Genomic DNA, 21,873 nt, shown 5'->3' with positions numbered 1-21,873 from the left:
AGGAAACAACAATGCGTCACCCACGTGACGTTCAATGGCTGGCCTCCGCCCGGATGAAAATGCAATGACTGGCAATAAAATGACTAAACTCACGCGCCAGCACCTTGCAAAGCCAGCGCTTAGGCGATCACTCCCAGATACCGGCCTGCAGGCCGACTGGCCCCTCTCCAGCATGGGTGTCGGTGCTCATCACAGGTTTGTCGATGGTCACTTACCGGGCCAGCGACAGGAAGGACCAAATCGGCGGTACTCGCTAATACAATCGGTTGCAGCATGACCCTTTCTTTATTCTAACGATTCTTGTCTTCCAGCCCCGCCGACTCCAGGCCAGCGACCGCAGGGTCCAGTCGAACGAGGCTGCGACTGTCCGCTTCTGCCGCCTCCTTGCGCTGCATTGCGCACCATCAATCCGCCGGCAGGGTGGAAACAGTTTCGGTTTACGACCGACCAATCCGCAGTGGCCTCACTCACCTCCAGCCCTAGCGCCAGGCTGGCGAGAATGCGTCCGCCCAGACGGCTCGGCCCCACGCCATTGCCGCTCCAACCAATGCCGTACTCTATGTTCGTCGCTCCCTTCAGGTGACCAACCACCGGAAGGCTATCGAACGTTCGATCGACGGGACCGCACCACGAATGAGTGATCGTCACGTTACTGAGATGCGTATAAGGACGTCGAAAATCCTGTTTGATGTCTTGGCTGAGTTGAATATTATCGTCGTAGCTAGCATATATCCGGCTGCCGTAGCCGATCATCCGGGTGCCTTTACCGAACGCAATTCACCCGTCCTGGGTGGTGCGGTAGTAATCGACCATCAGTTGCGAATCGGTAATGGCCTCCTCGCCTATCCAGCCAATCGCTTCCAAACTTTCGGGAATAGGCGCGATATCGATTATCGTTCCAGTTACTGGCAAGACGGTGCGGCGTAGCGCAGGGGATCGCCGCCGCCAACACGTTGTTCTCCAGCACGACGTTCTAAGTTGTGAGCTGTCCTCTTGTTACCTGCAGCACGGCAGGCTCGCCACGCTCCAGACCAATTAAGGCGTGTTCGCGAAATCTTTGCACCATGCTCCAGCGCCACACGGCGTAGCCCGCGTACCAACCGCGCCGGGCGCGCGGTGGCATTACTGATTTCCAACACGCCTTCCAGATGCATTGGCGAGTGCGACGGGCGATTTCGCGGTTGGACAAGGGCATGGACAGGGCTTCGCCGAGTCGCTGGCAGGTCTGCAAAACGTCCTTCATGCACCCCGCAGGGCATCGCTGGTAGCCGTTGACGACCAGCCAGCCCGTCGGAAGTGAGCGTATATCCCATGGGCCTCGCAGAACTCCTCGATTTCACCAATGGCCGCAGCCGAGCCGCGTGCCAGGCGCACCGCTTCGCCTTCGCTGTTGCCGCTGAGCGAGAACTGACCCAGTAAAGGCTTTTCTGCCGACTGAAAACTGACCCAGGTGTTCAACTGCTCCTGCTCACTTTCCGTGTATGAGAATACGGGGTGATCAGCATGGGAAATGTTGGAAAAAACCCGGCGGATGTACTTCCGCGGCGGGCTCTCGCTGCACTAGATAGCCAAGCGTACCGGGTTGTCGAGAAACACTATCCGAAAATGGATCAAAGCGCCCGAAGCTACTCGGCCAGCGTACCAGCGGTGCTCGACCTTCAACAACCTCAGCCCTTTCCACGACACGTTGGAACAGATGCTGACAGTCGATTCGTTCGGAGCAAAGCACAATCGCAGAAGTGCGAAAGCACTTTTTGAGCAGGTCAACACCGAGGGTTATGAAGGCTGCTATAGGCAGCTCACGGAGTTTGTAAGCTCTTGGCGAGGTGAGCAAGGCAAGTCTTTACGAGCTATTAGCACCGCTGACGTTTGCGCTCGGTGAAGCCTTTCAATTTGACTGGAGCGAAGAAGGGCTGCTGATCGGTGGTCTGTTTCAAAGAAACCAGGTCTCCCACATGAAGCTGTGCGCCAATCGCGCATTCCGGTTGGTTGCGTACCCGCCAAGGTCACGAGATGCTGGTCGATGCCCATATACGCTCGTTCGGAGCGTTAGGTGGCGTGCCGCGTCGCGGCATCTACGACAACCTGAAAACGGTTGACGATGACGTCTATAAAGGCAAGGGCCGCATAGTCAATGCTCGGTTTTCCGGGATACCCGCGCACTACCTGTTCGATCCGGATTTCTGCAACGTAGTCTCTGGATGGGAAAAGGGCATTGTCGAAAATAACGTTTAAGACGGTCGCCGGCGCATTTGGCTTGACACTCAAAACTGCATGCTCCACACCTTTGAGGAACTGAGTGCCTGGCTCGGCCCACGCTGTCGTGCGCCCTAGAAAGAGCTGCTGCATCCGCATTACAACGGGCTGACGGTGGCGGAAGTTTTGGAGCTGGAGCGCGTCGAAATGATGCCGATGCCGACCGCCTTTGATGGCTTCGTAGAGCGCACCGTGAGGGTCTCCAGCACCTGCCTCATCAGTGTCGCACGAAATCGCCACTCGGTGTCTTGTGAGCAAGTCGGCCAGTGAGTGAGCAGCCGTCTTTACACATCCCGGATCGTGGTCATCGCCGATGACATGATGATCGCCAGCCACGAGCGTCTCTTTGATCGAGATCAGGTCAGTTTTGACTGGCAGCATTACATCCCACTCATCGAGCGCAGCCGGGTGCACTGCGCAATGGCGCACCGTTTACCTATCTGCCCCAGCCGTTGCGGCTTTTAAAACGGGACCTGAGACTTCATAGCAACGGTGAACGAATCATGACGCAGGTGCACACTGCCGCGCCCATCGCCGGTCTTGATCCGGTGCTAGTAGCGTAGAACTGGTGCTTGACTCGGGAAGTCTGAGCGCCGATCACATCTTAAATGTTCTCGTCCGGCTCACCGCTACTGCACAGCCGCCTTCCGTAGAAACCAGCCTGCAACTCAGGGTGGGTCCCGTTGCCAACACGGCCCGATCTGACCAATTCCGTACAACAGATGAGGAGAGCCGCAATGCGTGATTGATGGCAGAACTTAAAGAACTGCGTCTACGTGGCATAGCTCAAGCTTGGGAAGAGTTGGCGGCGAAGGGAGAAGCTTCGACGGCATCCTCGAAATGGCTGCTTGAGCATCTACTCCAACAGGAGCAGGCAGATCGCGCCGTGCGCTCTGTGAATCATCAGATGAACGTGCCAAAGCTTCCCATGTACCTTGATTTAGCTAACTTTGACTTCAGCGTTTCTAGGGATGATTGTCTTTCTGGTCAAGGAGTTATCCTACCAGAAGGTTAGGGAGCCAGCGTAAAAATGTGGTCTTCATCGGCCGGCCTTGAACAAGGAAAAGACACCTGACCAGTGCCTTGGTTGTGTCAGGAAAAACGACGCATAAGAACGAGTAGGGTTCTTCTCCACGGTGGTTCTGGTCAATCTGCTGGAGCGTCAAAAGTAAGATGGTAAGGCAGGCCGAATCGCCCAGAAGCTACTTCGCACAAACCTGATGATACTCGATGAGCTTGGGTACTTGCCTTCAGCCAAAATGGTGGCGCATTGTTATTTCACCTGCTTTCCAAGCTGTACGAACACACCAGCGTGGTCATCACCACCAACTCAATTTCTCGGAATGGTCGAGTGTGTTGGCTGACGCCAAGATGACCACAGCGTTACTGGACCAGCTTACACACCACTGCTACATCGTCCAAACGCGCAACGAGCCCTACCGCCTACAACACAGCACCTTGGCAGACCAGACAAAGTTCAAATCGCGTGAACGAAAGCGCAAGAATGCAGAGGATATCGAGGACGACGCACCGTTCTGACCGGCACCATAAATACCCTGCTGCATGCCTACATGCGGTCGGGCTTGATCAGCCTTCAAGCGGAACACGACTGCTAAGCTTATCCACAATTGTTGGGGCAAAAATCAGCAATCCGCCCCGGGTCATTTTTCAATCGGCAGTGTGGGTCAGCTTTCAATCACCGCCTACAGTGTATGCTCCCTAGAGGAGGCTATTGCCTATAGGCCAATGATGCCGATTTTGGTCTGGATGCGACGATCTTTACCTCGAGCCTCGAATCGGCCACGCGTGCGGCCACTGAGATCGACAGGGGCCATGTATGGATCATACGACCCGATCAAAGACAATGTCGCAGCTCCATTTAGGGGTAGAAAAATATCCGGGTTGGGGTGTGAATTAGGTCAGGACGGTATTCATCCCTATACTGACGTAAGACACGTGCATATGCAGTTTAAGCCCACAGAACAAATCGGGTAGTACCCGTACACCCGTCCGGATTTGATCGATAAGCGACTGCGTCGCGTGATCCTTCATACGACGCGCTCACTCCTCCGGTCATACCACCTGCGGACTTATTGACATGGCGGCCACATTCATTAACGCTTCAATCTTACTGCCCGCATTGTAACTCCGATTGCTCCATATGTCAGATCATCAGTAAAGAGACACAGTGTAACTTAGAATCAAACGATTTTCGTCAAAGTCATTTGCGAAGTTGTTACGTACTGTAGCGTTGCGCCATTTCAACATGAGGTTCTTCAAAGGCCCTTGCTGGACAACATAAACTATATCCATATTCCGTTCCCACTCCTTCCCCTCAGCAAGCCCTGTGCCTTGGTCGATGTTAGTACCTCTGATATACCGAGTCATAAATGTCAGGCCCGGTACTCCAACGGAAGCAAAATCGAAATCGTAGCGCGCTTGCCAAGAAAACTCATCTTTACTTGCAAAGTCACCTATCTGAACGTAGTTCACCAAAAAAGCACCTGCACCATTGAGATAGGCGTAGCCAGTGTCCCCACTCATCCTTTGATAACCCAAACCAAGAATGTGACCGCTCAGCGAGTAGGAAAGCATTGCACCGAAAGCCCTATTATCAACATTGCTCCCGCCGTCATCAGTCGAATATGCATAACGAAGATCGGACTTCAGTGACTGATTGGAGGCAATAGGAAGTACGTAGGTCATGTTGATAATATGCTGTTTATAAAGTTTTTCTAGCTCTCCATAGTTGTATGCAGTTGTGAGACCACTATGCCATTTGTAAGACACACCACCAAAACTGAAGTCTTCCCCCTGATTGCCGTTACTACCAAATTTGAAGTTACGCCTACCCCCAACAGAATTTAGACTCAAGTCCTGGAAGTCGCTAGAGTCCTGTTGATTGACCTTTCTAATTTGACCCACATCGAAATTTAGCCCCGCTATTTCCTGGGAGTTAACGTGCCCCCCAAGGAAATTCTGAGGTAAAAGGCGGGAGTCATTTGCAGTTACGGTCGGCAGCCGAGGCATCAAGCCGCCGAGTTTGACCGCTGTTTTGGAAATTTTCGCTTTCAACGTGACGGTTGTCTCTGAATATCCACCAGGACCATCGTCTCCGAATTTACTGGGCAGCAAGTTAGTGCCGGCCCGCTCGTCTGAAGAGTCAAGTTTTAAACCGAGACCAGCATAAGCATCCAAACCGAAGCCGACGGCTCCAGAGGTATATCCGGATTCCGCCTTGAGGATAAATCCCTGCGCCCATTCTTCGCGTTTTGATTGCTGTGCATCCATAGTATCATGCAGATCACGATTAAAGTAAAAGTTGCGCGCTTCGACACTAGCTTTGCTATCTTTTATTAGTTCAGCGCTGGCAATCTGACTTGTAATCAAACCCGGAGTACAGATAGATGTTACGAGTGCCATAGAGTAAGTTTTCATTATTGTTTTCTCCAGAATTATCAGCAGTAAATCAGAGCAAAGAAGTTTAAACAGCTAATTATCATGCAAGCATCGAATCACTTCCATTCACTCAACAACGCCTCCGCTACGACCGCACCCGAAGACCATATCAAACGAATTGAGGAGAGCTGAGGTGAATTGGCGTGGGAGACGCTTATTCATATAAAAAGCACGAAACACCGCATGATACTTCTCTACAACTTCAATATTTCAGAGCATTAAATTATTAACAACCGAAATAGAGAACAAGACACGCCACCAAGCACCACACCCTTTCCTCATAGAGAATAGCGAAACCCTTATGCAAACTGGACTCCATCATTAATCGACACAAAGAGCTTAGTCAAAGAAACTGCCAGGCAACTTGTTTATATTTAAATAAGTGCAAGATAGGACCGAGTGCACCGCCCCATCCTGACTCATCACCATTTCGTACGGGACAGCAACTTAAGTCATTTCAGCACAAGTCACTATTAGTTAACGTCCCGCAAATCAATACCCTTAGTTTCGCGCCAAGTCGCGACGACAGCAGCAGCCACCAGAACTATTGTGATTACGTAAATGTTAAATACCCACCCGCGATCTGATCCAGAAAGCCAAGAGTTTAGATAAGGTGCAGTACCTCCGAAAACCGCTACCCCGATAGACAATGCCCCCCCCATAACACGTGCTCGATATCGAGTGGGAATTTGCTCAGTTATGGTGGCTGGCATTGTTCCCCCTATGCAAGCCACAAGCGCCAACATCCCGCCTTGTGCAACGAATAGCGTCCAGCCCTGATTCGTGATCATGGCCATCGCTGGGAAGGTCAATAACGCAACAGCTACGAAGTAAAACAGGGTGACTGGCTTACGTCCCACGCGGTCAGATACATATCCCCAAAATGGCACCCCGACGATATAGACCACCTGGGCAAGTACTGTAGCCACGAAGGCGTCACCGGGATCCATACCTCGCTGGGTGATGGCAATGACTACTGCATAGCCTGTCCAGATATAAAACGGAATACCCACTCCCGCTTGATAGAAAAAAATTCCAAGTGAACGCTGGAGTATCTTCTTATTTGACCACTCGACCACCCTGGCAGCCCCTGGGCTTACAGGATCAGACTTCTTGGCATAATCTTCTAGGACTTCACTTTCAATCATATTCCTTCGTAAAAAAAGGACAATTACGGTTAGCGTAGCTCCTAAATAGAAGGGGATACGCCAACCCCACATGCTCATATCTTCAGGGGATATAATGTGAGTAAGAAAAGCGCCTACCAATGAAGCCAAGAGACTACCCATACCAGCGAAAAAATACATACTACTGGACCATAAGCCACGCCGCCCTTTAGGTGCAATTTCAGCCAGGTAGGTGTAAGAAGCTGTAGCCTCACCCCCGTGTGCAAAGCCCTGGAGCAATCTGGCAGATAAAATAATAAACGACGCAACACCCCCAATTGATGCATACGATGGTGCAACTGCGATGACAAGGCTGCCGATCCCCATAAGCAGCATCGAGATAAGGAGCACCGCTTTGCGGCCTCGAGAATCCGAAAGGGTGCCAAATACAATCCCGCCTAGCGGCCGTGAAATAAACCCGACAGCGAATATAGCCAACGTTCCTAATAGCGCTGAGGCGGGATCTCTAGGATCAAACATAGCTTTTGCGATATAGGACGCGAAAATCGCGTAAATTGTCCAATCAAACCACTCCAGACAATTTCCAAGACCGGTCGCTATCATCGAGCGCTTCCGTAACACACTCCCGAGTTTATAATCGAACTCAGACCCACCGCTATTCAGTGTAGTTGTAACAGTCATGATGCTGCTCCGCTTCTTATTGGTATTGGTTTCACAGAAATTTTTTTAGATATTTAGATACCATACCTCCTGCTAAATAGATTTAATCTTCCATAAAATCTACAGAGATTGGTCACTTAGAGTCATTTCTTTTGAAAAGCCCCGCGAACCACGACTTAATGACCGGCCAGATTAGTGATTTCAGCCCTACAGGAAGGTTTCGATTATCTCCTAATGTTCCTTCACGTAAAAGCTGCTCGAGGTTCTCTCCAAACATAATTGCTAGACGCCTAACGGTTTCTGTGACAATTCCACCCCGCCCAAACTGTGCGAGTGCACCTGTTAGTTTCCATGCAAGCCCCACATCAATTATCGAGCCTGTTGAGCCGTCTGTTTTGACAGTCCAGGTAATTCGCCCAGTTACTGTGGAACCAGTTAACGCGTCTCGTCCACCTGCGGTCATCAATCCCTGACGGTTATCATCATCAATTTCATAAGTTCCGGAGCCTGTAAATTGGGCTCTAATAGGACCTAGTGCCATGTGCATCTTACCAGTCACCTCATGATGATCTAAGCTAACTACCTCCGCTCCTGGAATGCAGCTAGCTGCTGTCCTCAAATCTCGCATGACTGCCCAAGCATCATCGGGCGACAGGTCTACCTTTACACTTTGTAGAATCGCATTAGGAAAATCGTCGGAATTGCCATGCGGTTTCGTCTCTGATTGCGGTTGACGTAATGGCTGTTGCTCTGTCAACACCCCAGCTTGAACAATCTCGGGTTCAGAAAGTGTGGCAGGCCCTGCGCTACCGGTTGGTTCTTTTCCTAAACCAACTGCACGAATAGCATCAACAATTCCCGTATAGCCAGTACAGCGGCAAAGGTTACCTGCCAGCTCCATTCGGATCTGCGGCTCCTGAATTTCTCCTAATCTTAGAACCATATCGCGAGCGGTTATTAGCATGCCGGATGTGCAAAAACCACATTGTAACGCATGGTTATCTCGGAACCCCGCCCTCATGCTCTGCATAGTCGGGTCATCGTTGAAACCTTCAATCGTAGTAATCTCTACGTTTTCACAATCTACAGCAAAGGCGATACAGGATCGTTGAGGGGTGCCATCGATAAGAATGGTACAAGCCCCGCACACCCCTTGATCGCACCCAATGTGGGTCCCTGTCAGGCGGAACTTTTCCCGGATGACATCCGCCAGTACATCGCGAGAAGAAACACGCGCGACACACTTTTGACCGTTCACCTTCAATGTAATAGAACGAGTTTCCTGGTCAGATACATCTAGGATATTTATCATCGAGAGAAAGCCTCCAATCGGGCCAATGCCCTTTCGATCATTGTCAAATGAAAACTCAAACTATCAGGTTGAGCGTCAGGTAAACTCGCCCGAATTTCTCGCTGTGCGATACTTAGTATTTCGGTATAATCCTCCGTCGCCAATGCTGAGGATGCCTCTCTTAAAAAGAGAGGCGGACCATCAGTTCCACCAATGAATATACGGTAAATTTTATTACTCGGATCAACAACAATAGCGCAGATCGATTTGGCAAATTCACCTGCTTTGTGGCAGAACTTAACATAAGCCCATCGGGCCTCAACCGAAAGACAAGGTAGTTCTACTGATACCAGTATTTCGTCAACTCCGAGCGCACTTACAAATGGTGCAATCATGAAATTTTCAATAGGAATCTCGCGCTTGCCACTAATACCCTCGACATGGCACCGGGCACCAAGCGCGCTTAAACTACTAAGCCAATCGGCGGCAGGGTCAGCATGACATAGCGACCCGCCTACTGTACCCCGGTTCCGTATTGCACGGTATGCAATACCTTTCGCAACATATGGGAGATAGCCGCATGTCACATCCTTAATTTTACAGTCTTCAATATCTGCATGGGTTGTCGCTGCCCCTACATGAATTGAAGTTTTACTTTCTACAACCGATAACAGCTCTGGCAGCTTTCGGAGGGATACCAAAGCATTTGGGCGAGCCAGCCGTAGGTTCATCATTGGAACCAACGATTGCCCCCCTGCAATTGGTTTCGCTAATCCACCGGAGGCACTAAGGTACTTAATGGCCTCCGCAATCGAGTTAGCCTTTTCATAGACAAATACGGCAGGCCTCATTATCGATCTCCAGCAGCGGTGATTGCCGCTAATATGCGCGACGGACTCATTGGAAGCATACGAAGCGTTGCACCAAGCGGCGATAACGCGTCATTAACTGCGTTGGCAAGAGCAGCAGCGGCTGGGATGGTACCGGACTCTCCGGCCCCTTTTATCCCGAAACTCGTGTGAGGAGATAGATTCGCCATGTGATCTAATTTAAAACGTGGCACCTCCGCAGCGCCCGGAAGAAGGTAGTCGAGAAGCGTCGAGGCAAGAGGTTGGCCATTCTCATCATATGGACTTTCCTCGTACAATGCTGTTCCAATGCCCTGAGCAGCACCACCAATTGTCTGTCCGTCCACGATCATCGGATTAATGCGCTGTCCACAATCTTCTACAATTATATAATCGAGAATACTAACGTGCCCAGTTTCCGTATCGACGCTAACTTTCACAGCATGAGTTCCGTACGCAAAAATACCACTATCTACGGGCACCTTATAACCGTCAGTCACTTCCAAACTGGTGATTGCCTGAGTCAACTGAGGGATTAGATAAGGCCTGTTATAAAAAATATCAGTAATTTCTTCAAAAGCGATGCTTTTAGCTCCCAATGCGGCAACACCGTCGTTTAACTGCACTTCGTCTGGATCCCCGCCGCCCAAGAGCGCTGCTGCTAGTGTACGAATTTTAAGTGTCAAAATTTTGGAAGCCGCATCTATAGCACCTGCACCGATCACAGCAGAGCGAGATGTGAACGAACCTACGGAATGGGGTGTACACTCCGTGTCACCCAGACAAATCCGAATCTTATCCAGGCTAAATCCGGTCGTTGTGGCCGCCACTTGAGCTAGAGCAGTTTCGAGTCCTTGGCCGAAACTTTGCAAGCCAATGTTTACTTTCAATGTTCCATCGGGCCCCACTTTCAACGTTACTTGATCAAACCCAGGAACCACAGGCATTCCCCATGATGCGAAGAAACCTGCACCGTTGGCAGTCTGTTCATAAAATGTCGCGAAACCGATACCCGTGAGGGCTCGTGTGGGTTTTATGCCTGAGCGCGATCGCTCGAGCCTGAACTCGTCGAACCCGATAAGTTGCCTAGCACGACGCAAGCTCTTGCCGTAATCGCCTACGTCAAACATTTTTCCAGTGACATCCTTATAGGGCATTGCGCTGGGCGGCACTAAATTTAACGCTCTAACGTCGCAAGGCTCACGTCCGACGGCATTGGCAACCGCATCAATGAGTGATTCTATTGCGAAGCAGGTCCCCACTCGCGCAATACCGCGGTAAGGACAAAAACTCGGTTTATTTGTAGCGACTACACTTACCCGTGATTGATAATGGGTAATCTGATAGGGACCTGGCAAATTGCTTCTAGCAGAGTATCCTTCTAAAACGGCAGTAAAAGGCCAAGCGGAATACGCGCCGTTGTCGATAAATATGTCAGCGTCCAGCCCGATTAGGCGCCCCTCTGGTGTCGCATAACCAGTTAACTTGTACTTCGCTTGTCTCGTACAGGCCCCTGCTACTAAATGCTCACGCCTATCCTCAACCCAGCGAAAAGGCGATTTATGGGTCAGAGCTAACCATGCGACTGCGATTTCCTCTGGAAGAAGTTGAAGCTTGTAGCCGAACCCCCCCCCAATATCGGGTGGAGCAACCCGAATTTTCGATTCAGAAATTCCTAGAAACTGGGCCATACCAGTGCGAATAGGGTGCGGAATTTGGGTTGACATTATCAAAACTAATTGATCAGCTTCAAAATCCCAATATGCAACTATACCTCGACCTTCGAGCGGATGTATTGTCTGACGGGAGAGTTCAAGTTCTACATCTACGACAATAGGCGCTTCCTCCGTTATGGAAGAAAAATCAACCTCAGTTACCATATGAACAAAGCGATTATCCGTCCACCCCTCGTGCAATAAAGGCGCTCCTATAGAAAGCGCATCTGCAATTGTCGTCACTGCTTTTGACTCGTCTATATCAAGCAGTACGGAATCAACCAGATCTTCAGCTCTAGCACGGTTTGATGCCACGCATAGAGCGACAGGCTCACCCACAAAACGCACGCGATCTGCCGCTAGCACTGGACACTCGCTGTGCTGAAAACCCGGCGTAGTGACAGGTGTAGTAATGGGCCTTACGCCAACAAGATCTGCATGAGTGAATACTTGGTTCTCGGCCCCCTCGGGCTTACCAATCCCGCGAATAGTGCCGTGCGCAACTGGGCTTCGGACGAAGGCAACCTCAAGCATTCCAGGTAGCTTTATGTCCGCGACGAAGCGCCCTCGACCGTGAAGATGACGTTCATCCTCTCTTCTAGTCACTCTGGATCCAACGAAGTTTGTCATCTGGGCTAAATCTCCTGCAATGCAATGAAGCTCATTGGGGCATCCAAGCCTGAGGACCCCCATTTATTATATGTACGACGGTATAATTAGTGCCGTAATCTGTCAAGCACTGACCAGATCCGCCACTGCCGACCTTCCCTCAACTCAAGACGTGGCGGGATGGGACTGGGTGGGATGCCGTGGAACACTCGACTTCAACCACCCTAGGGAATCTCCGAACAAGCCTTCAGTTATGCGAGAATCCCCGCAACACCTGATCCGAGCCGCCCATGAGCCAGATGAGCTTTTCCGACTTTGAGTACGCCGGCAAGCGCAAGCAAACCCGCCGAGAGCGCTTCCTCGCCGAAATGGATCAGGTGGTGCCCTGGGCAGGCCTGCTGGAGCTGATCGAACCGTTCTACCCCAAGGCCGGCGGCGGTAGAAAACCCTATCCTCTGGAAACCATGCTGCGCATCCATCTGTTGCAGAACTGGTTCTCCCTGAGCGACCCGGCCATGGAGGAAGCGCTCTACGAAATCACGCCCATGCGCCAGTTCGCACGCCTGACGCTGAGCGCGCCAATCCCCGAAGACACCACGATCATGAACTTCCGGCACTTGCTGGAGAAGCATCAGCTCGCACCGGCAATCCTTGCGGTCATCAATGGTTATCTGCAGGAAAAAGGCCTGTCGCTGCGCCAAGGCACCATCGTCGATGCCACCATTATTCATGCCCCCAGCTCGACCAAAAATAAAGAAGGCAAGCGTGATCCCGAGATGCACCAGACCAAGAAAGGCGGTCAGTATTTCTTCGGGATGAAGGCGCACATCGGTGCCGATGTCGAGTCCGGCCTGGTGCATCACGTCCATGGCACCGCTGCCAATGTGGCCGATGTCACGCAGGTGGCTGAACTGCTGCATGGCGAAGAAAACGCCGTGTATGCAGATGCCGGTTACACCGGTGTCGAAAGGCGCGAAGAGCATGAAAATCGGGGGGTGATCTGGCAGATTGCAGCGCGTCGCAGCACCTATTCCAAGCTGAACCAGCGCAGCGTACTGTACAAAGCCAAGCGCAAGATCGAGTTCTGCAAGGCTCAGACACGGGCCAAGGTCGAGCATCCGTTTCGCGTGATCAAGCGGCAGTTTGGTTACGTGAAAATACGTTTTCGTGGGCTGATGAAAAACACGGCTCAGTTGACCACGCTGTTCGCCCTGGCAAACCTGTGGAGGGTTCGAAAACAGCTCATGGGTATGGGTGAGGTTCGCGTTTAACACGGAGAACCGGTCGAAAAAGCTCTCCGTACATGATTTTTCGGTCACTTTTCGTCCAATGACGCTGTAGGTGCCTGGAAAATTGCAACTTGCCGCGGCTGCACGACAAGTTGATCGGAGCATCCCTAGCGAACACCTATCAGTCCCAGCCAACCGGAAGCACTTCTGTACCAAGACAGCGGTGCGTATATGCACCGTGGTCGATGATGATGGTCTGGATGACGTCAACCACTGGATCCGGACATTGAATTCCGCGATTCCTGTACGTGCTCGGTTGACCACTATCGAAATATCTTCGCCATAAATTTGATCACCGACTGGCAGTCTGAAAAAAACCTAGTTGGCGCGTGTTGGCATAAAAAAAAACATTAGCGCATTAATAGAGTTTAATATCGTTTTTATATTACGCCCTCATGAATTAAACCAGAAATATTGGCTCGCAAATATTCGGCAGCTTCTACTTCTTCGATTTAACTTTATAAATTTACGTCTAAGATATAGCTCGACCTGACCGCGACGTGAACTGCAATCGCACGCTCCTTACGCGTGCACGAACCGCGACAAACTCCATCCCACAAAATCGTATCCGCAGGTGAAAAGATATAAATGATTACCCACCCCAAAAAAAAACAAATAACAGCGTTCAATAACAAAACCGACCATTGGTTTCACGAGTCATAAATATTTTTAGAAGACCCACAATTAACATTCAGCCTGGATATTTATTGAAAACCGAATTTCTGGGAGTCTAGGTGCATTCTGAAAACCACCCCGACAAGACATTTATAGTTACAGCATCTCAACGTGCAGATATATGCCATTTGCTCGCAGCGCTCAGAATCGGGACATAAGTCTCACCAATTAACTGACAAATCTAGCATCAGGAAGAAAGGGATACTCATAAAACAAAGTCATATCAGATGGAGAATGAAGCCGAGAATCTGAAGACAGCCTGACATACACTGATATCAGGCTCCCGGACTTTCATCTTATTTCGAATTGTAAGCTCCGCAAGACAAACCGACGATAGCCACATCAAATAGTGAACATGTATTAGATGCCAGCTACAACATGCGCGCAACTTACCACACGCTAAATTATTCAATAGTTATTTTAGTTAACAGCCCATAATTGACTTGATTTCGAGATACTCTTCAAAGCCGTATTTACCCCATTCGCGGCCGTTACCTGACTTTTTATAACCACCAAACGGCGCTGAAAAATCCAGAGGTGCCCCGTTAAGATGTACACTTCCTGTACGCAGTCTATTTGCGACCTCGCGCGCACGCGCCAGACTCCCCGAACTAACATATCCGGACAGACCAAAACAACTATCATTTGCTATTGCGATCGCATTTTCAGCATCTGTATAGGGGATAATGCAAAGTACAGGGCCAAAAATTTCCTCCTGTGCAATCGCCATATCGTTCGCAACATTGCTAAAAACTGTCGGTTTAGCATAATACCCAGCTCTTACTCCGTCCGGGACGCCTAAACCTCCACAGACTAGCTTTGCACCTTCAGCTAAGCCATTTCGTATACAGACCTGAACTCTCTCATACTGTACGGCGCTCGCCAGCGGCCCGAGACTTGTGCGTTCGTCTAACGGGTTCCCGACTATTATTTCTTCACATAGCTTCTTTGCTATCCGCTCTACTTCCAACAATTTCGATGCCGGAACTAGCATGCGTGATGGAGCATTGCAACTTTGCCCGGTATTGAGCATCATAGTCATAACGCCATGCGAAACAGCAGATGCGAGATCAGCGTCGTCGAGTATAATGTTTGCCGATTTTCCACCCAACTCTAGTGCTACTCGCTTGACAGAATCTGCTGCTGCTTTCGAGACGAGCGCGCCAGCAGTAGTAGAACCAGTGAAAGAGATCAAATCCACATCCACGTGTGCAGCCAGAGGAGCGCCCACACCGGAACCATTTCCATTAATAAGATTGAAGACACCAGGCGGAAGACCCGCCTCATCCAAAATTTCCGCAAGTAAATAAGCTGAAAATGGGGCAATCTCGCTGGGTTTTAATACTACAGTACAACCAGCTGCTAATGCTGGTGCGACCTTCGCCGCCACTTGGTTCATTGGCCAGTTCCAAGGTGTTATTAACCCGCAAACTCCGACCGGCTCACGTACTACACGAGTCGTTCCCGAACATTCCTCAAATTGGTAATTACGCAATACAGAGATTGCCGTTAGGAAATGCCCCAAGCCAGATGGTGCCTGGAGAGGGCGGGCTAACTGCTTGAACGGAGCTCCCATCTCTTCGGTAATTGCGCCAGCGATATCCTCCATCCTGGCTTCAAATATCTGACATACTTTCTCAAGTAACTCAAGTCGTTGTTCTTTGCTCGTACGGGACCAGCTTTCAAATGCAAGGCGCGCTGATTTTACCGCAAGGTCAACATGATCAGCTGTTCCTAGTGTAATTACACCAGCTATACTTTCAGTGGCGGGGTTAATCACTTCGAGTTCTTCGCCCCCCACTGGCATTATCCATTCGCCGTTTATATAAAACTTCCGATAATCACGCATTGTCATTTTCTCTTTTTAGATACGTAGCGACTTGATGCCCTACCTCTCTACCGTTCTCGATTGCTCCATCAATGAATCCACGCCAACCATTGGCCATGTCCGAGCCTGCAAAAAATAGCCGTCCTTCGCGCTTCTGCAGCTCAGTCAAGTATCGAGTCGTCTGGTTAGGACGGTAAGTGCACCAAGTGCCCTTAGAAAAGGGATCGAGGTTCCAGTCGTAGCCATAACTAGCAGTTACTTCGACGCCTGGCAAAAGTGGTTGCAAAGCCTTTTCGACGGCTTTGATATCATTGATATCAATCAACTTAGGGTCGGCTGAAAATGCAATGAGTAACGTACCGCTCTCGTCCACGTGATCTGTGAATACTGAGGTAAATGGTGTGAGCTTATTCCGGGCAGGAGCATATGTCATTACATTGCCGACATTTTGTTTTACGCGAATATAGCCCTTTACACCAGCACCAGCATGCCGTTGCGATCCCATATCCACTTTAGCTGCCGACAACTTCGGCGAGTACTCAATATCATGCAAAGTGTTGATAGGGACGGCTACAATTACCGCTGATGCCGTGAAGACACCGTCTTCAGTGGTAACTGTTACTTTATCTTTATCTTGATTAACCTTAGTCACTGGCGTCGAAAGTTTAACTTCCGAGTTACCATCCGCCATTATGGCCTCTAAAAGACTATGCGTACCGGTTTTAATTTTGTACCGCGCAATGGAATCGAACATTGTGGGCATATTAAAGTTACTGAGTGCAAACCAACGCATAATCTCGCTATATGCAATAGTTTCCGGATAATTATGTCCATTTCCACTGAGCCAGGAATCCATCATATCCTTTTGCTCCCTGGTCAAAGGCAATTTTTCAAGATAATCTGCCGCGGAAAGTCCATCAACATGCTGCAGCTTCTTTCGCTCAAAAAATGGTTCAAACGGGCGCGGATAAATATTCCGTGCTTCTTTGTAGTATTCGTTACAGGCAGAGCCAAAAATTTCAAACGCCTCTGCTGCAGGTGCTCTTTTGACATTATCCTCTGTTACCCAAATGACGGTCTCTGGATTCGCAAGACCGACCGTCTCCTCCACCTCTAGGCCATAGTGCATAATCTCAGTCCAAACATTCGGCTGGGTCCAATGTACCCAGGTACCTCCCAACTCAACTTTTTGATTCTGAAGCTTAGACGTAAAAGTTCGGCCGCCCAACCGACTTCTACCTTCAAGAATTAGAGTTTTCAAGCCAGAACGGCTTGCTTCTCGCGCCGCAGTAACACCCGCGAAGCCTCCACCGATTACAATAACGTCATAACCCACGCCTGCGCGTGATGGACCAACATTGGTCTTCACCGCCGCTTCCGCGGGCGCCGACAGAGTCAGAAGCTGCGAGGCTATGCCCGCTGTTGCCACTCCGACCGCGGCGCTACCAAGGAACTTTCGGCGTGATACTCCGCTTTTGCTGCCTTCATCACCATCTTTTGTCATGTTGTGGAAACCCCGATAGACTTTCAAAAGTTTCAGTTAGAGGATTTGCTCAAAAAACAAAGCACGTCGCGTCGATCTTTTTCATTTTTGAGGCCTGAGAAAGCCATACGGGTTAGGGGATATACGGCCATAGGATTCTCCAGGAACTTATCTAAATGCTGCGGGGTCCAAGTGTCCCCAGAATCACGTAGCGCTGAAGAAAATTTGAAACCCGGCACCGAGCCGACTTTCCGGCCCTCCAGACCGTGTAGATTGGGCGCCGCTGCGCCGTGAACACCAGTAGTGTCATTTGAGTGGCACACACTGCAAATTTGGTAAACCTTTTTCCCATTTTCCGGATCACAGTTATCTGCACCTACAGCTACACCAGATAATGCTAGAAGAACTAACGAACCAAAATGACGAGTAACAACTTGCAACGCTTGTTTCATTTTTTATCCTCATTTATTGTAGTTTTACGTACTAGCTTAAGAGCTGCTTAACCTCCCTACCGGCACGTAGTCCACTTTCAACAGCACCATCGATATTCGCGTGCCAACCGTTACTGGTTTCAGCTCCTGCAAATAAAATACGTCCTTCAGCCGCCTGTAGATCTTTGAGACGACTTAGTTGACCTACTCCATAAGCCGCCCATGCCCCCAAGGAAAATGGATCAGCTGTCCAGTCGTAAGCCGCTGTACCAAGAACCTCAACACCCGGAAACATTTTTTGAACTTCGCGAGTTACAGCATCTCGGTCATTCACATCAATTGTTTCTTTGCGAGCGATGGTGATCGACAGTATTGTCCCCAACTCGTCGCTGTAATCGTGCGTCTGGACCCAGTTTAAAGGTTGCTGTTCATCCGCAAACGCAAAAACCCGTCCGAGATTCTGCTTAACATGAACATAAAGCTTAGCACCTTTGCTAAGCTGCCCCTCTTTGATGAATCGTTGTTTACCTTTAGAAAGGGCAGGCGTAAAACCGATATGTTTATACGTATTGAGTGGAACTGTCATTACGACCACTCCGGCGGTAATAATTTCGTCGTCGTCGGTCTTGATTTTGACGCCACCATTGACTTGCTCAACAGCAGTGACGGGCACAGACATGCGGACCTCGGCACCGCTATCGGTCAACATTGCATTAATGAGGCCTATCGTGCCCCCTTGAATTCTATAATGAGTTTCAGTGTCCATGAAGGCGTCATAGTTCCAACCGCCGCATGCAAACAACTTAAGTACACCAGGCAGGCCAAATTTGTCAGTTGTCTCACCTGCATACAAGGCCATGTAACTATTGATTTGAGCCTGTTGCAGCCGACTTAAGCCCAAAGTTTTGATGCGATCAAGAACAGAAGATTTATCCAATTCCCGAGCGCGCTCAGTAAACATCGGCTCATGCGGACGAGGAAATACTTCCCAGGCATCGTGACAAAGCTTTTCAAAAGCTATTCGAATGTTTTTGCCAAATTCATCGGGCGAAATACTTTCGACGCTTCCGTCGTTATACATGATTAAGGTTTTATCTAAATTAGTAAGTGGATCTTCCACTACACCCAGACCGTAACGCTGCATTTCTGCCCAAACATGCGGCTGCAGCCAGTGCACCCATGCCCCGCCAAATTCAATTTCTTGACCTGCAAAGCGCGAGGTAAACGTACGACCACCTAGGCGGGACCTCGCTTCCAATAAAAGCGTTCGATAACCCTGCAAACCACATTCACGGGCGGCTGTCGCGCCAGCAAACCCTCCACCAACTACTACCACATCGTAATCGAAGCCACCTTTGACGGTGCTTGCTCGGTTCGTTTTTTGCGTAGCCGAAGCCGCATCAATAGCTCCCAATCCCGCAACACCTGCTGTTACGACTGCCGCGCTTCCGATAAAAGACCTGCGGCTAAAGCCTTCATTTGTTTTTGTTTTATCACTCATGTCCCGGCGCCTTCTAGTTAGGTCGTAGTAGTTGTAAACCCAAAATCAGCTATATCTAGGCTACTCCCCCAAATATGCCACTGCCGTTATTTCAACTAGTGCGCTATCGCTAGCAAAGTCTGCTACCCTTACGCCCGACGCGCTGGGCGCTACTACTCCATTATATGCAGCGGCCCTCGCTTCGAGAGCCTTATAATAAGTATCATTATCAGTCTTATAATAAATCGTCTCGCTTACAACCTTACTGAAGTCAGCGCCATGTGCTTTTAAAATGGCTGACATTCGCTCGTAGATTAGCTGCATCTGTTTACTAGCGTCACCGGCGTACACTTCCCTCCCTTCCTTATCAACTGCGGTAACACCACCGATATATAAATAACTTCCAGCTTTAATTGCGATCGAAAAGTTGTATTTTTTTTCGAAATCAGGATTCAGATGAAATGCAGTCTTAGCATCATTGGCGAACAACTGAGGAGACAGCAAGGTCAGGAACGTCACCAACAGAAAACTGTGCCTCAAACTGCACTTATTATGCTTAGGAAAATGGCGACGGGGTTCTTGCGGGATAATCATACGGGCACTCCTTTTTATGTTTTTTGTAAGGTACCCGATCCTTTGGACCGCACGTTTGACATGAGACGCCATTTCACATGCCTTCACGCGCCAACGCCTTAGGAAACACTGAACACGATTTGAGACTAGGCCCTGATTCTGGACGCTTTCGCAAGCCGAATTACATATTTCCGAACCGCGCTTAGTTCTATTAGATATCCTTGGAAGGCACGACGATCACCGAGTCAACCTACATGTTTAATATTTATTACCCACCAACACATTGGCCGGTTGTGAAATTTATTCCGAACGCTTTCCAAGTCACCGTATGCAGAAAAGGCGTGCTAACTATCAAGTCTATATTAAACAATTGTCCGGTAGCTCATTAGAGTCTGTGGGGAGGGATGTTCAAATCGTCGACGATTTTCGGCAAGCTGATCGGAGTTTTTCTTTTGATTTGGTGCGGTGAAAGAATGATGCGGTCTGCGGCGTCCCGACTGCTGCCGACATGAGAGGCGAATTCTGGCTGACCTCTGCCAGTCGTGCCACCGGACAGAGGCCCTAGACGGTCATCGGTTGATCGCTGGGAACGTACTACTGCACCCTGTCAGCACTAGTTGAATTCGGCAAAAGCAGAGGTTCATATTTATCTAACAGGTTAGGGGCGATTTGGACACTACCCAGCGACTTTGGAGTGCGAGCCACAGCGCTGCCACATCAGCGGTGCTGTCCATAGAGCGTCCACTGATCTCTTCGATGCGGCGAACGCGATAAACCAGAGTTTGCTTGTGCACATGTAGACGTTTCGCCGCATGCAGCCACGAGCGGTTCTCTTCGAGAAATACCTGCAACGTCTGCAACAAGGTTGTACGTTGGGCTTGGTCATAATCATGAATTGCACCCAGCACCGTGTGGAAGGCGCGCTTTGCTTCGTCCGGTGTTCTGGGCAACCAAGGCGTGTCGGTTTCCAGCTCTGCATAACGGCAGATGCGCCGTTGTGCATGGGTGTGAGCGCTGGCTAACAGTGCTTCGCGTAGCGCTTCCGCACTGCGTGTCAATGTCTGCAATGGCGCGCTTGAGCCTAGGTTGATGTCAAGTTTTTCACCGAGCAACGGCTGTAGGCCGTCGGCGTGCATTAGGATGAGTTCATCACCCTGAATGCGCGCCAGTACGCTGTTGTCCAGTATCCTGAGCAGCAGTTCCGTTTTTCTCCGTAGTCCATGTCCTCGCGCCACGGTGATGACCGCACGCTCAAGGGCTAGGCCAGACAGTTGACCGTCCAGGCGCTGGATTGCCTGATCAAGGCTCAAGCGTTGTTGCAGCAGGTCGTCCAGTAATTCCGAGCCGAGGCGCAAACGGCGTTCACGCTCGGCCTGACGTCGCTGAATTTCCAACCCAAGCACAGCGGTGAGATGGTGCAGCAGGCTATAGTCAGGCAGTCGCTCGCCGGTCACCACCAACAAGCAGTTCTGTTCGGTATGCAGTTCGATACTAAGCGCTTCGCCATCCGCCAAAGTAAGGCGGCGCAGCATGGGCTGCTGCTCTACCTGTTTGCGGCGGCTGCCTAGGAGTGCCAAACGGACTGACTCGGATAGCGGGGCAAGGTCGTCCGCCCAAGGTTCTAATGTTTCGAGCAAAAGCACATGAAGACGACAGTGGATATCAGCCTCAAGGCGTAGGACCAACCCCGCCAGGCTCAGGCCAGACATGCTCAGCCGGGCACTCTCATATACCCGCACCAGCGCATTGCGGCGTTGGTACTCTTCCTTCTGGTTCGCATCGATGATCGCCCGGGTCACCGCAGCGAAAGGCACGCCATATTCTGTGAGGATTACCGGGAAATTCATCTGCTCGGCCCGCTCGCAGAGGGCATGGAGGTTGGCCGGCGCCTGCATATGTTCACCGATCATCATCCCGGCCAAGCCCGCTTCAGCCAGGCGTTGCACGTACTCGCGTTGCTGCAGGGGGTCAGCAGGAATGCCGAGCCCCGTGGTCATCAACACATCGCCCTCTCCCAGCCATTCGGTGGGGTCGGGCAATTCGCAGACATGTGCCCAGCGCACTTCGCGGTCAAGGCCTTCAGCACCGCTCAAGAGGCGTGAGCGGAGCTCGGTGTGGGCAATCAAGTCACGGACGTGATGAGACATGT

General features: G+C 50.4%; 15 protein-coding genes and 3 pseudogenes. 5 read left to right on the top strand and 13 right to left on the bottom strand.

All coding sequences use genetic code 11. The features are described from left to right. Positions 1–285: 285 nt before the first annotated feature. Entirely contained in the window at positions 286–753 is a 468-nt protein-coding gene (locus tag KW568_RS31055) for an FAD-dependent oxidoreductase (protein ID WP_327127016.1), read from the bottom strand. On the opposite strand from KW568_RS31055, the gene KW568_RS06450 reads away from it, so the two are divergent. Beyond that, the gene (locus tag KW568_RS06450; protein ID WP_135846678.1) at positions 634–927 is read left to right on the top strand and encodes a hypothetical protein; all 294 of its coding nucleotides are present in this window, start codon (positions 634–636) and stop codon (positions 925–927) included. The two genes, KW568_RS31055 and KW568_RS06450, sit on opposite strands and share 120 nt — an antisense overlap. Positions 928–1,239: 312 nt before the next feature. On the opposite strand, the gene KW568_RS06445 is transcribed toward KW568_RS06450, so the two are convergent. Beyond that, positions 1,240–1,458 (bottom strand): hypothetical protein, encoded by a 219-nt coding sequence (locus tag KW568_RS06445; RefSeq protein WP_052760631.1) that lies wholly within the window; start codon positions 1,456–1,458, stop codon positions 1,240–1,242. Between the two features lie 106 nt (positions 1,459–1,564). On the opposite strand from KW568_RS06445, the pseudogene istA reads away from it, so the two are divergent. From istA to KW568_RS31050, 3 pseudogenes are all read left to right on the top strand, one after another. Continuing rightward, positions 1,565–3,001 (top strand): annotated as a pseudogene (istA, locus tag KW568_RS06440) (IS21 family transposase). Between the two features lie 3 nt (positions 3,002–3,004). Beyond that, positions 3,005–3,795 (top strand): annotated as a pseudogene (gene istB / locus KW568_RS06435) (IS21-like element helper ATPase IstB). A gap of 215 nt (positions 3,796–4,010) precedes the next feature. Continuing rightward, positions 4,011–4,139: pseudogene (locus KW568_RS31050) on the top strand (hypothetical protein); the annotation flags it as partial. 289 nt (positions 4,140–4,428) lie between these two features. On the opposite strand, the gene KW568_RS06430 reads toward KW568_RS31050, so the two are convergent. The 5 genes from KW568_RS06430 to KW568_RS06410 form a co-directional block, all read right to left on the bottom strand. Further along, positions 4,429–5,694 carry an OprD family porin gene (locus KW568_RS06430; RefSeq protein WP_064614984.1) on the bottom strand — a complete coding sequence of 422 codons (1,266 nt, stop codon included), beginning with the start codon at positions 5,692–5,694 and terminating at the stop codon, positions 4,429–4,431. Positions 5,695–6,188: 494 nt separating this feature from the next. Next, complete coding sequence (locus tag KW568_RS06425; RefSeq protein ID WP_013973875.1) at positions 6,189–7,523, bottom strand: MFS transporter; 1,335 nt, start codon at positions 7,521–7,523, stop codon at positions 6,189–6,191. A 112-nt stretch (positions 7,524–7,635) separates the two neighbouring features. Beyond that, positions 7,636–8,814 (bottom strand): 2Fe-2S iron-sulfur cluster-binding protein, encoded by a 1,179-nt coding sequence (locus tag KW568_RS06420; protein WP_013973876.1) that lies wholly within the window; start codon positions 8,812–8,814, stop codon positions 7,636–7,638. Further along, the gene (locus KW568_RS06415; protein ID WP_080956996.1) at positions 8,811–9,644 is read right to left on the bottom strand and encodes a xanthine dehydrogenase family protein subunit M; all 834 of its coding nucleotides are present in this window, start codon (positions 9,642–9,644) and stop codon (positions 8,811–8,813) included. The genes KW568_RS06420 and KW568_RS06415 overlap by 4 nt, the downstream gene beginning before the upstream one ends. Continuing rightward, complete coding sequence (locus tag KW568_RS06410; protein ID WP_046816054.1) at positions 9,644–11,986, bottom strand: xanthine dehydrogenase family protein molybdopterin-binding subunit; 2,343 nt, start codon at positions 11,984–11,986, stop codon at positions 9,644–9,646. The genes KW568_RS06415 and KW568_RS06410 overlap by 1 nt, the downstream gene beginning before the upstream one ends. Positions 11,987–12,255: 269 nt before the next feature. On the opposite strand from KW568_RS06410, the gene KW568_RS06405 reads away from it, so the two are divergent. Further along, complete coding sequence (locus KW568_RS06405) at positions 12,256–13,236, top strand: IS5-like element ISPa41 family transposase (protein WP_003117291.1); 981 nt, start codon at positions 12,256–12,258, stop codon at positions 13,234–13,236. A 1,117-nt stretch (positions 13,237–14,353) separates the two neighbouring features. Here the strand turns inward: KW568_RS06405 and KW568_RS06400 are convergent. The 6 genes from KW568_RS06400 to KW568_RS06375 form a co-directional block, all read right to left on the bottom strand. Beyond that, entirely contained in the window at positions 14,354–15,778 is a 1,425-nt protein-coding gene (locus KW568_RS06400; protein ID WP_013973878.1) for an aldehyde dehydrogenase family protein, read from the bottom strand. Next, complete coding sequence (locus KW568_RS06395; protein ID WP_013973879.1) at positions 15,771–17,261, bottom strand: NAD(P)/FAD-dependent oxidoreductase; 1,491 nt, start codon at positions 17,259–17,261, stop codon at positions 15,771–15,773. Before KW568_RS06395 ends, KW568_RS06400 begins: the two co-directional genes overlap by 8 nt. Before the next feature lie 32 nt (positions 17,262–17,293). Next, on the bottom strand, positions 17,294–17,692 hold the full coding sequence (locus tag KW568_RS06390) for a cytochrome c family protein (protein ID WP_080563818.1): 399 nt from the start codon (positions 17,690–17,692) through the stop codon (positions 17,294–17,296). A 31-nt stretch (positions 17,693–17,723) separates the two neighbouring features. Further along, positions 17,724–19,172, bottom strand: coding sequence for an NAD(P)/FAD-dependent oxidoreductase (locus KW568_RS06385; protein WP_013973880.1), 1,449 nt, complete (start codon positions 19,170–19,172; stop codon positions 17,724–17,726). 60 nt (positions 19,173–19,232) lie between these two features. Then, a complete protein-coding gene (locus tag KW568_RS06380; protein WP_024087621.1) occupies positions 19,233–19,745 on the bottom strand; it encodes a RidA family protein in 513 nt (170 codons plus the stop codon). A 629-nt stretch (positions 19,746–20,374) separates the two neighbouring features. Then, positions 20,375–21,871: a PucR family transcriptional regulator gene (locus tag KW568_RS06375; RefSeq protein ID WP_047934606.1), complete on the bottom strand. Its 1,497-nt coding sequence runs from the start codon at positions 21,869–21,871 to the stop codon at positions 20,375–20,377. Positions 21,872–21,873: the final 2 nt, after the last annotated feature.

Origin of the sequence: Pseudomonas sp. HD6515 (assembly GCF_024971855.1) — a bacterium.
GTDB classification, from domain to species: Bacteria; Pseudomonadota; Gammaproteobacteria; order Pseudomonadales; family Pseudomonadaceae; genus Aquipseudomonas; species Aquipseudomonas alloputida.
The sequence above is the reverse complement of the archived record's forward strand: the minus strand, read 5'-3'. Positions and strand labels throughout refer to the sequence as shown.

Excerpts from the sequence above, each read along its gene's own strand:
- KW568_RS06450 (WP_135846678.1), top strand. The coding sequence starts at position 634 with ATGAGTGATCGTCACGTTACTGAGATGCGTATAAGGACGTCGAAAATC.
- KW568_RS31055 (WP_327127016.1), bottom strand. The coding sequence starts at position 753 with ATGATCGGCTACGGCAGCCGGATATATGCTAGCTACGACGATAATATT.
- KW568_RS06430 (WP_064614984.1), bottom strand. The coding sequence starts at position 5,694 with ATGAAAACTTACTCTATGGCACTCGTAACATCTATCTGTACTCCGGGT.
- KW568_RS06425 (WP_013973875.1), bottom strand. The coding sequence starts at position 7,523 with ATGACTGTTACAACTACACTGAATAGCGGTGGGTCTGAGTTCGATTAT.
- KW568_RS06420 (WP_013973876.1), bottom strand. The coding sequence starts at position 8,814 with ATGATAAATATCCTAGATGTATCTGACCAGGAAACTCGTTCTATTACA.
- KW568_RS06415 (WP_080956996.1), bottom strand. The coding sequence starts at position 9,644 with ATGAGGCCTGCCGTATTTGTCTATGAAAAGGCTAACTCGATTGCGGAG.
- KW568_RS06410 (WP_046816054.1), bottom strand. The coding sequence starts at position 11,986 with ATGACAAACTTCGTTGGATCCAGAGTGACTAGAAGAGAGGATGAACGT.
- KW568_RS06405 (WP_003117291.1), top strand. The coding sequence starts at position 12,256 with ATGAGCCAGATGAGCTTTTCCGACTTTGAGTACGCCGGCAAGCGCAAG.
- KW568_RS06400 (WP_013973878.1), bottom strand. The coding sequence starts at position 15,778 with ATGCGTGATTATCGGAAGTTTTATATAAACGGCGAATGGATAATGCCA.
- KW568_RS06395 (WP_013973879.1), bottom strand. The coding sequence starts at position 17,261 with ATGACAAAAGATGGTGATGAAGGCAGCAAAAGCGGAGTATCACGCCGA.
- KW568_RS06390 (WP_080563818.1), bottom strand. The coding sequence starts at position 17,692 with ATGAAACAAGCGTTGCAAGTTGTTACTCGTCATTTTGGTTCGTTAGTT.
- KW568_RS06385 (WP_013973880.1), bottom strand. The coding sequence starts at position 19,172 with ATGAGTGATAAAACAAAAACAAATGAAGGCTTTAGCCGCAGGTCTTTT.
- KW568_RS06380 (WP_024087621.1), bottom strand. The coding sequence starts at position 19,745 with ATGATTATCCCGCAAGAACCCCGTCGCCATTTTCCTAAGCATAATAAG.
- KW568_RS06375 (WP_047934606.1), bottom strand. The coding sequence starts at position 21,871 with ATGTCTCATCACGTCCGTGACTTGATTGCCCACACCGAGCTCCGCTCA.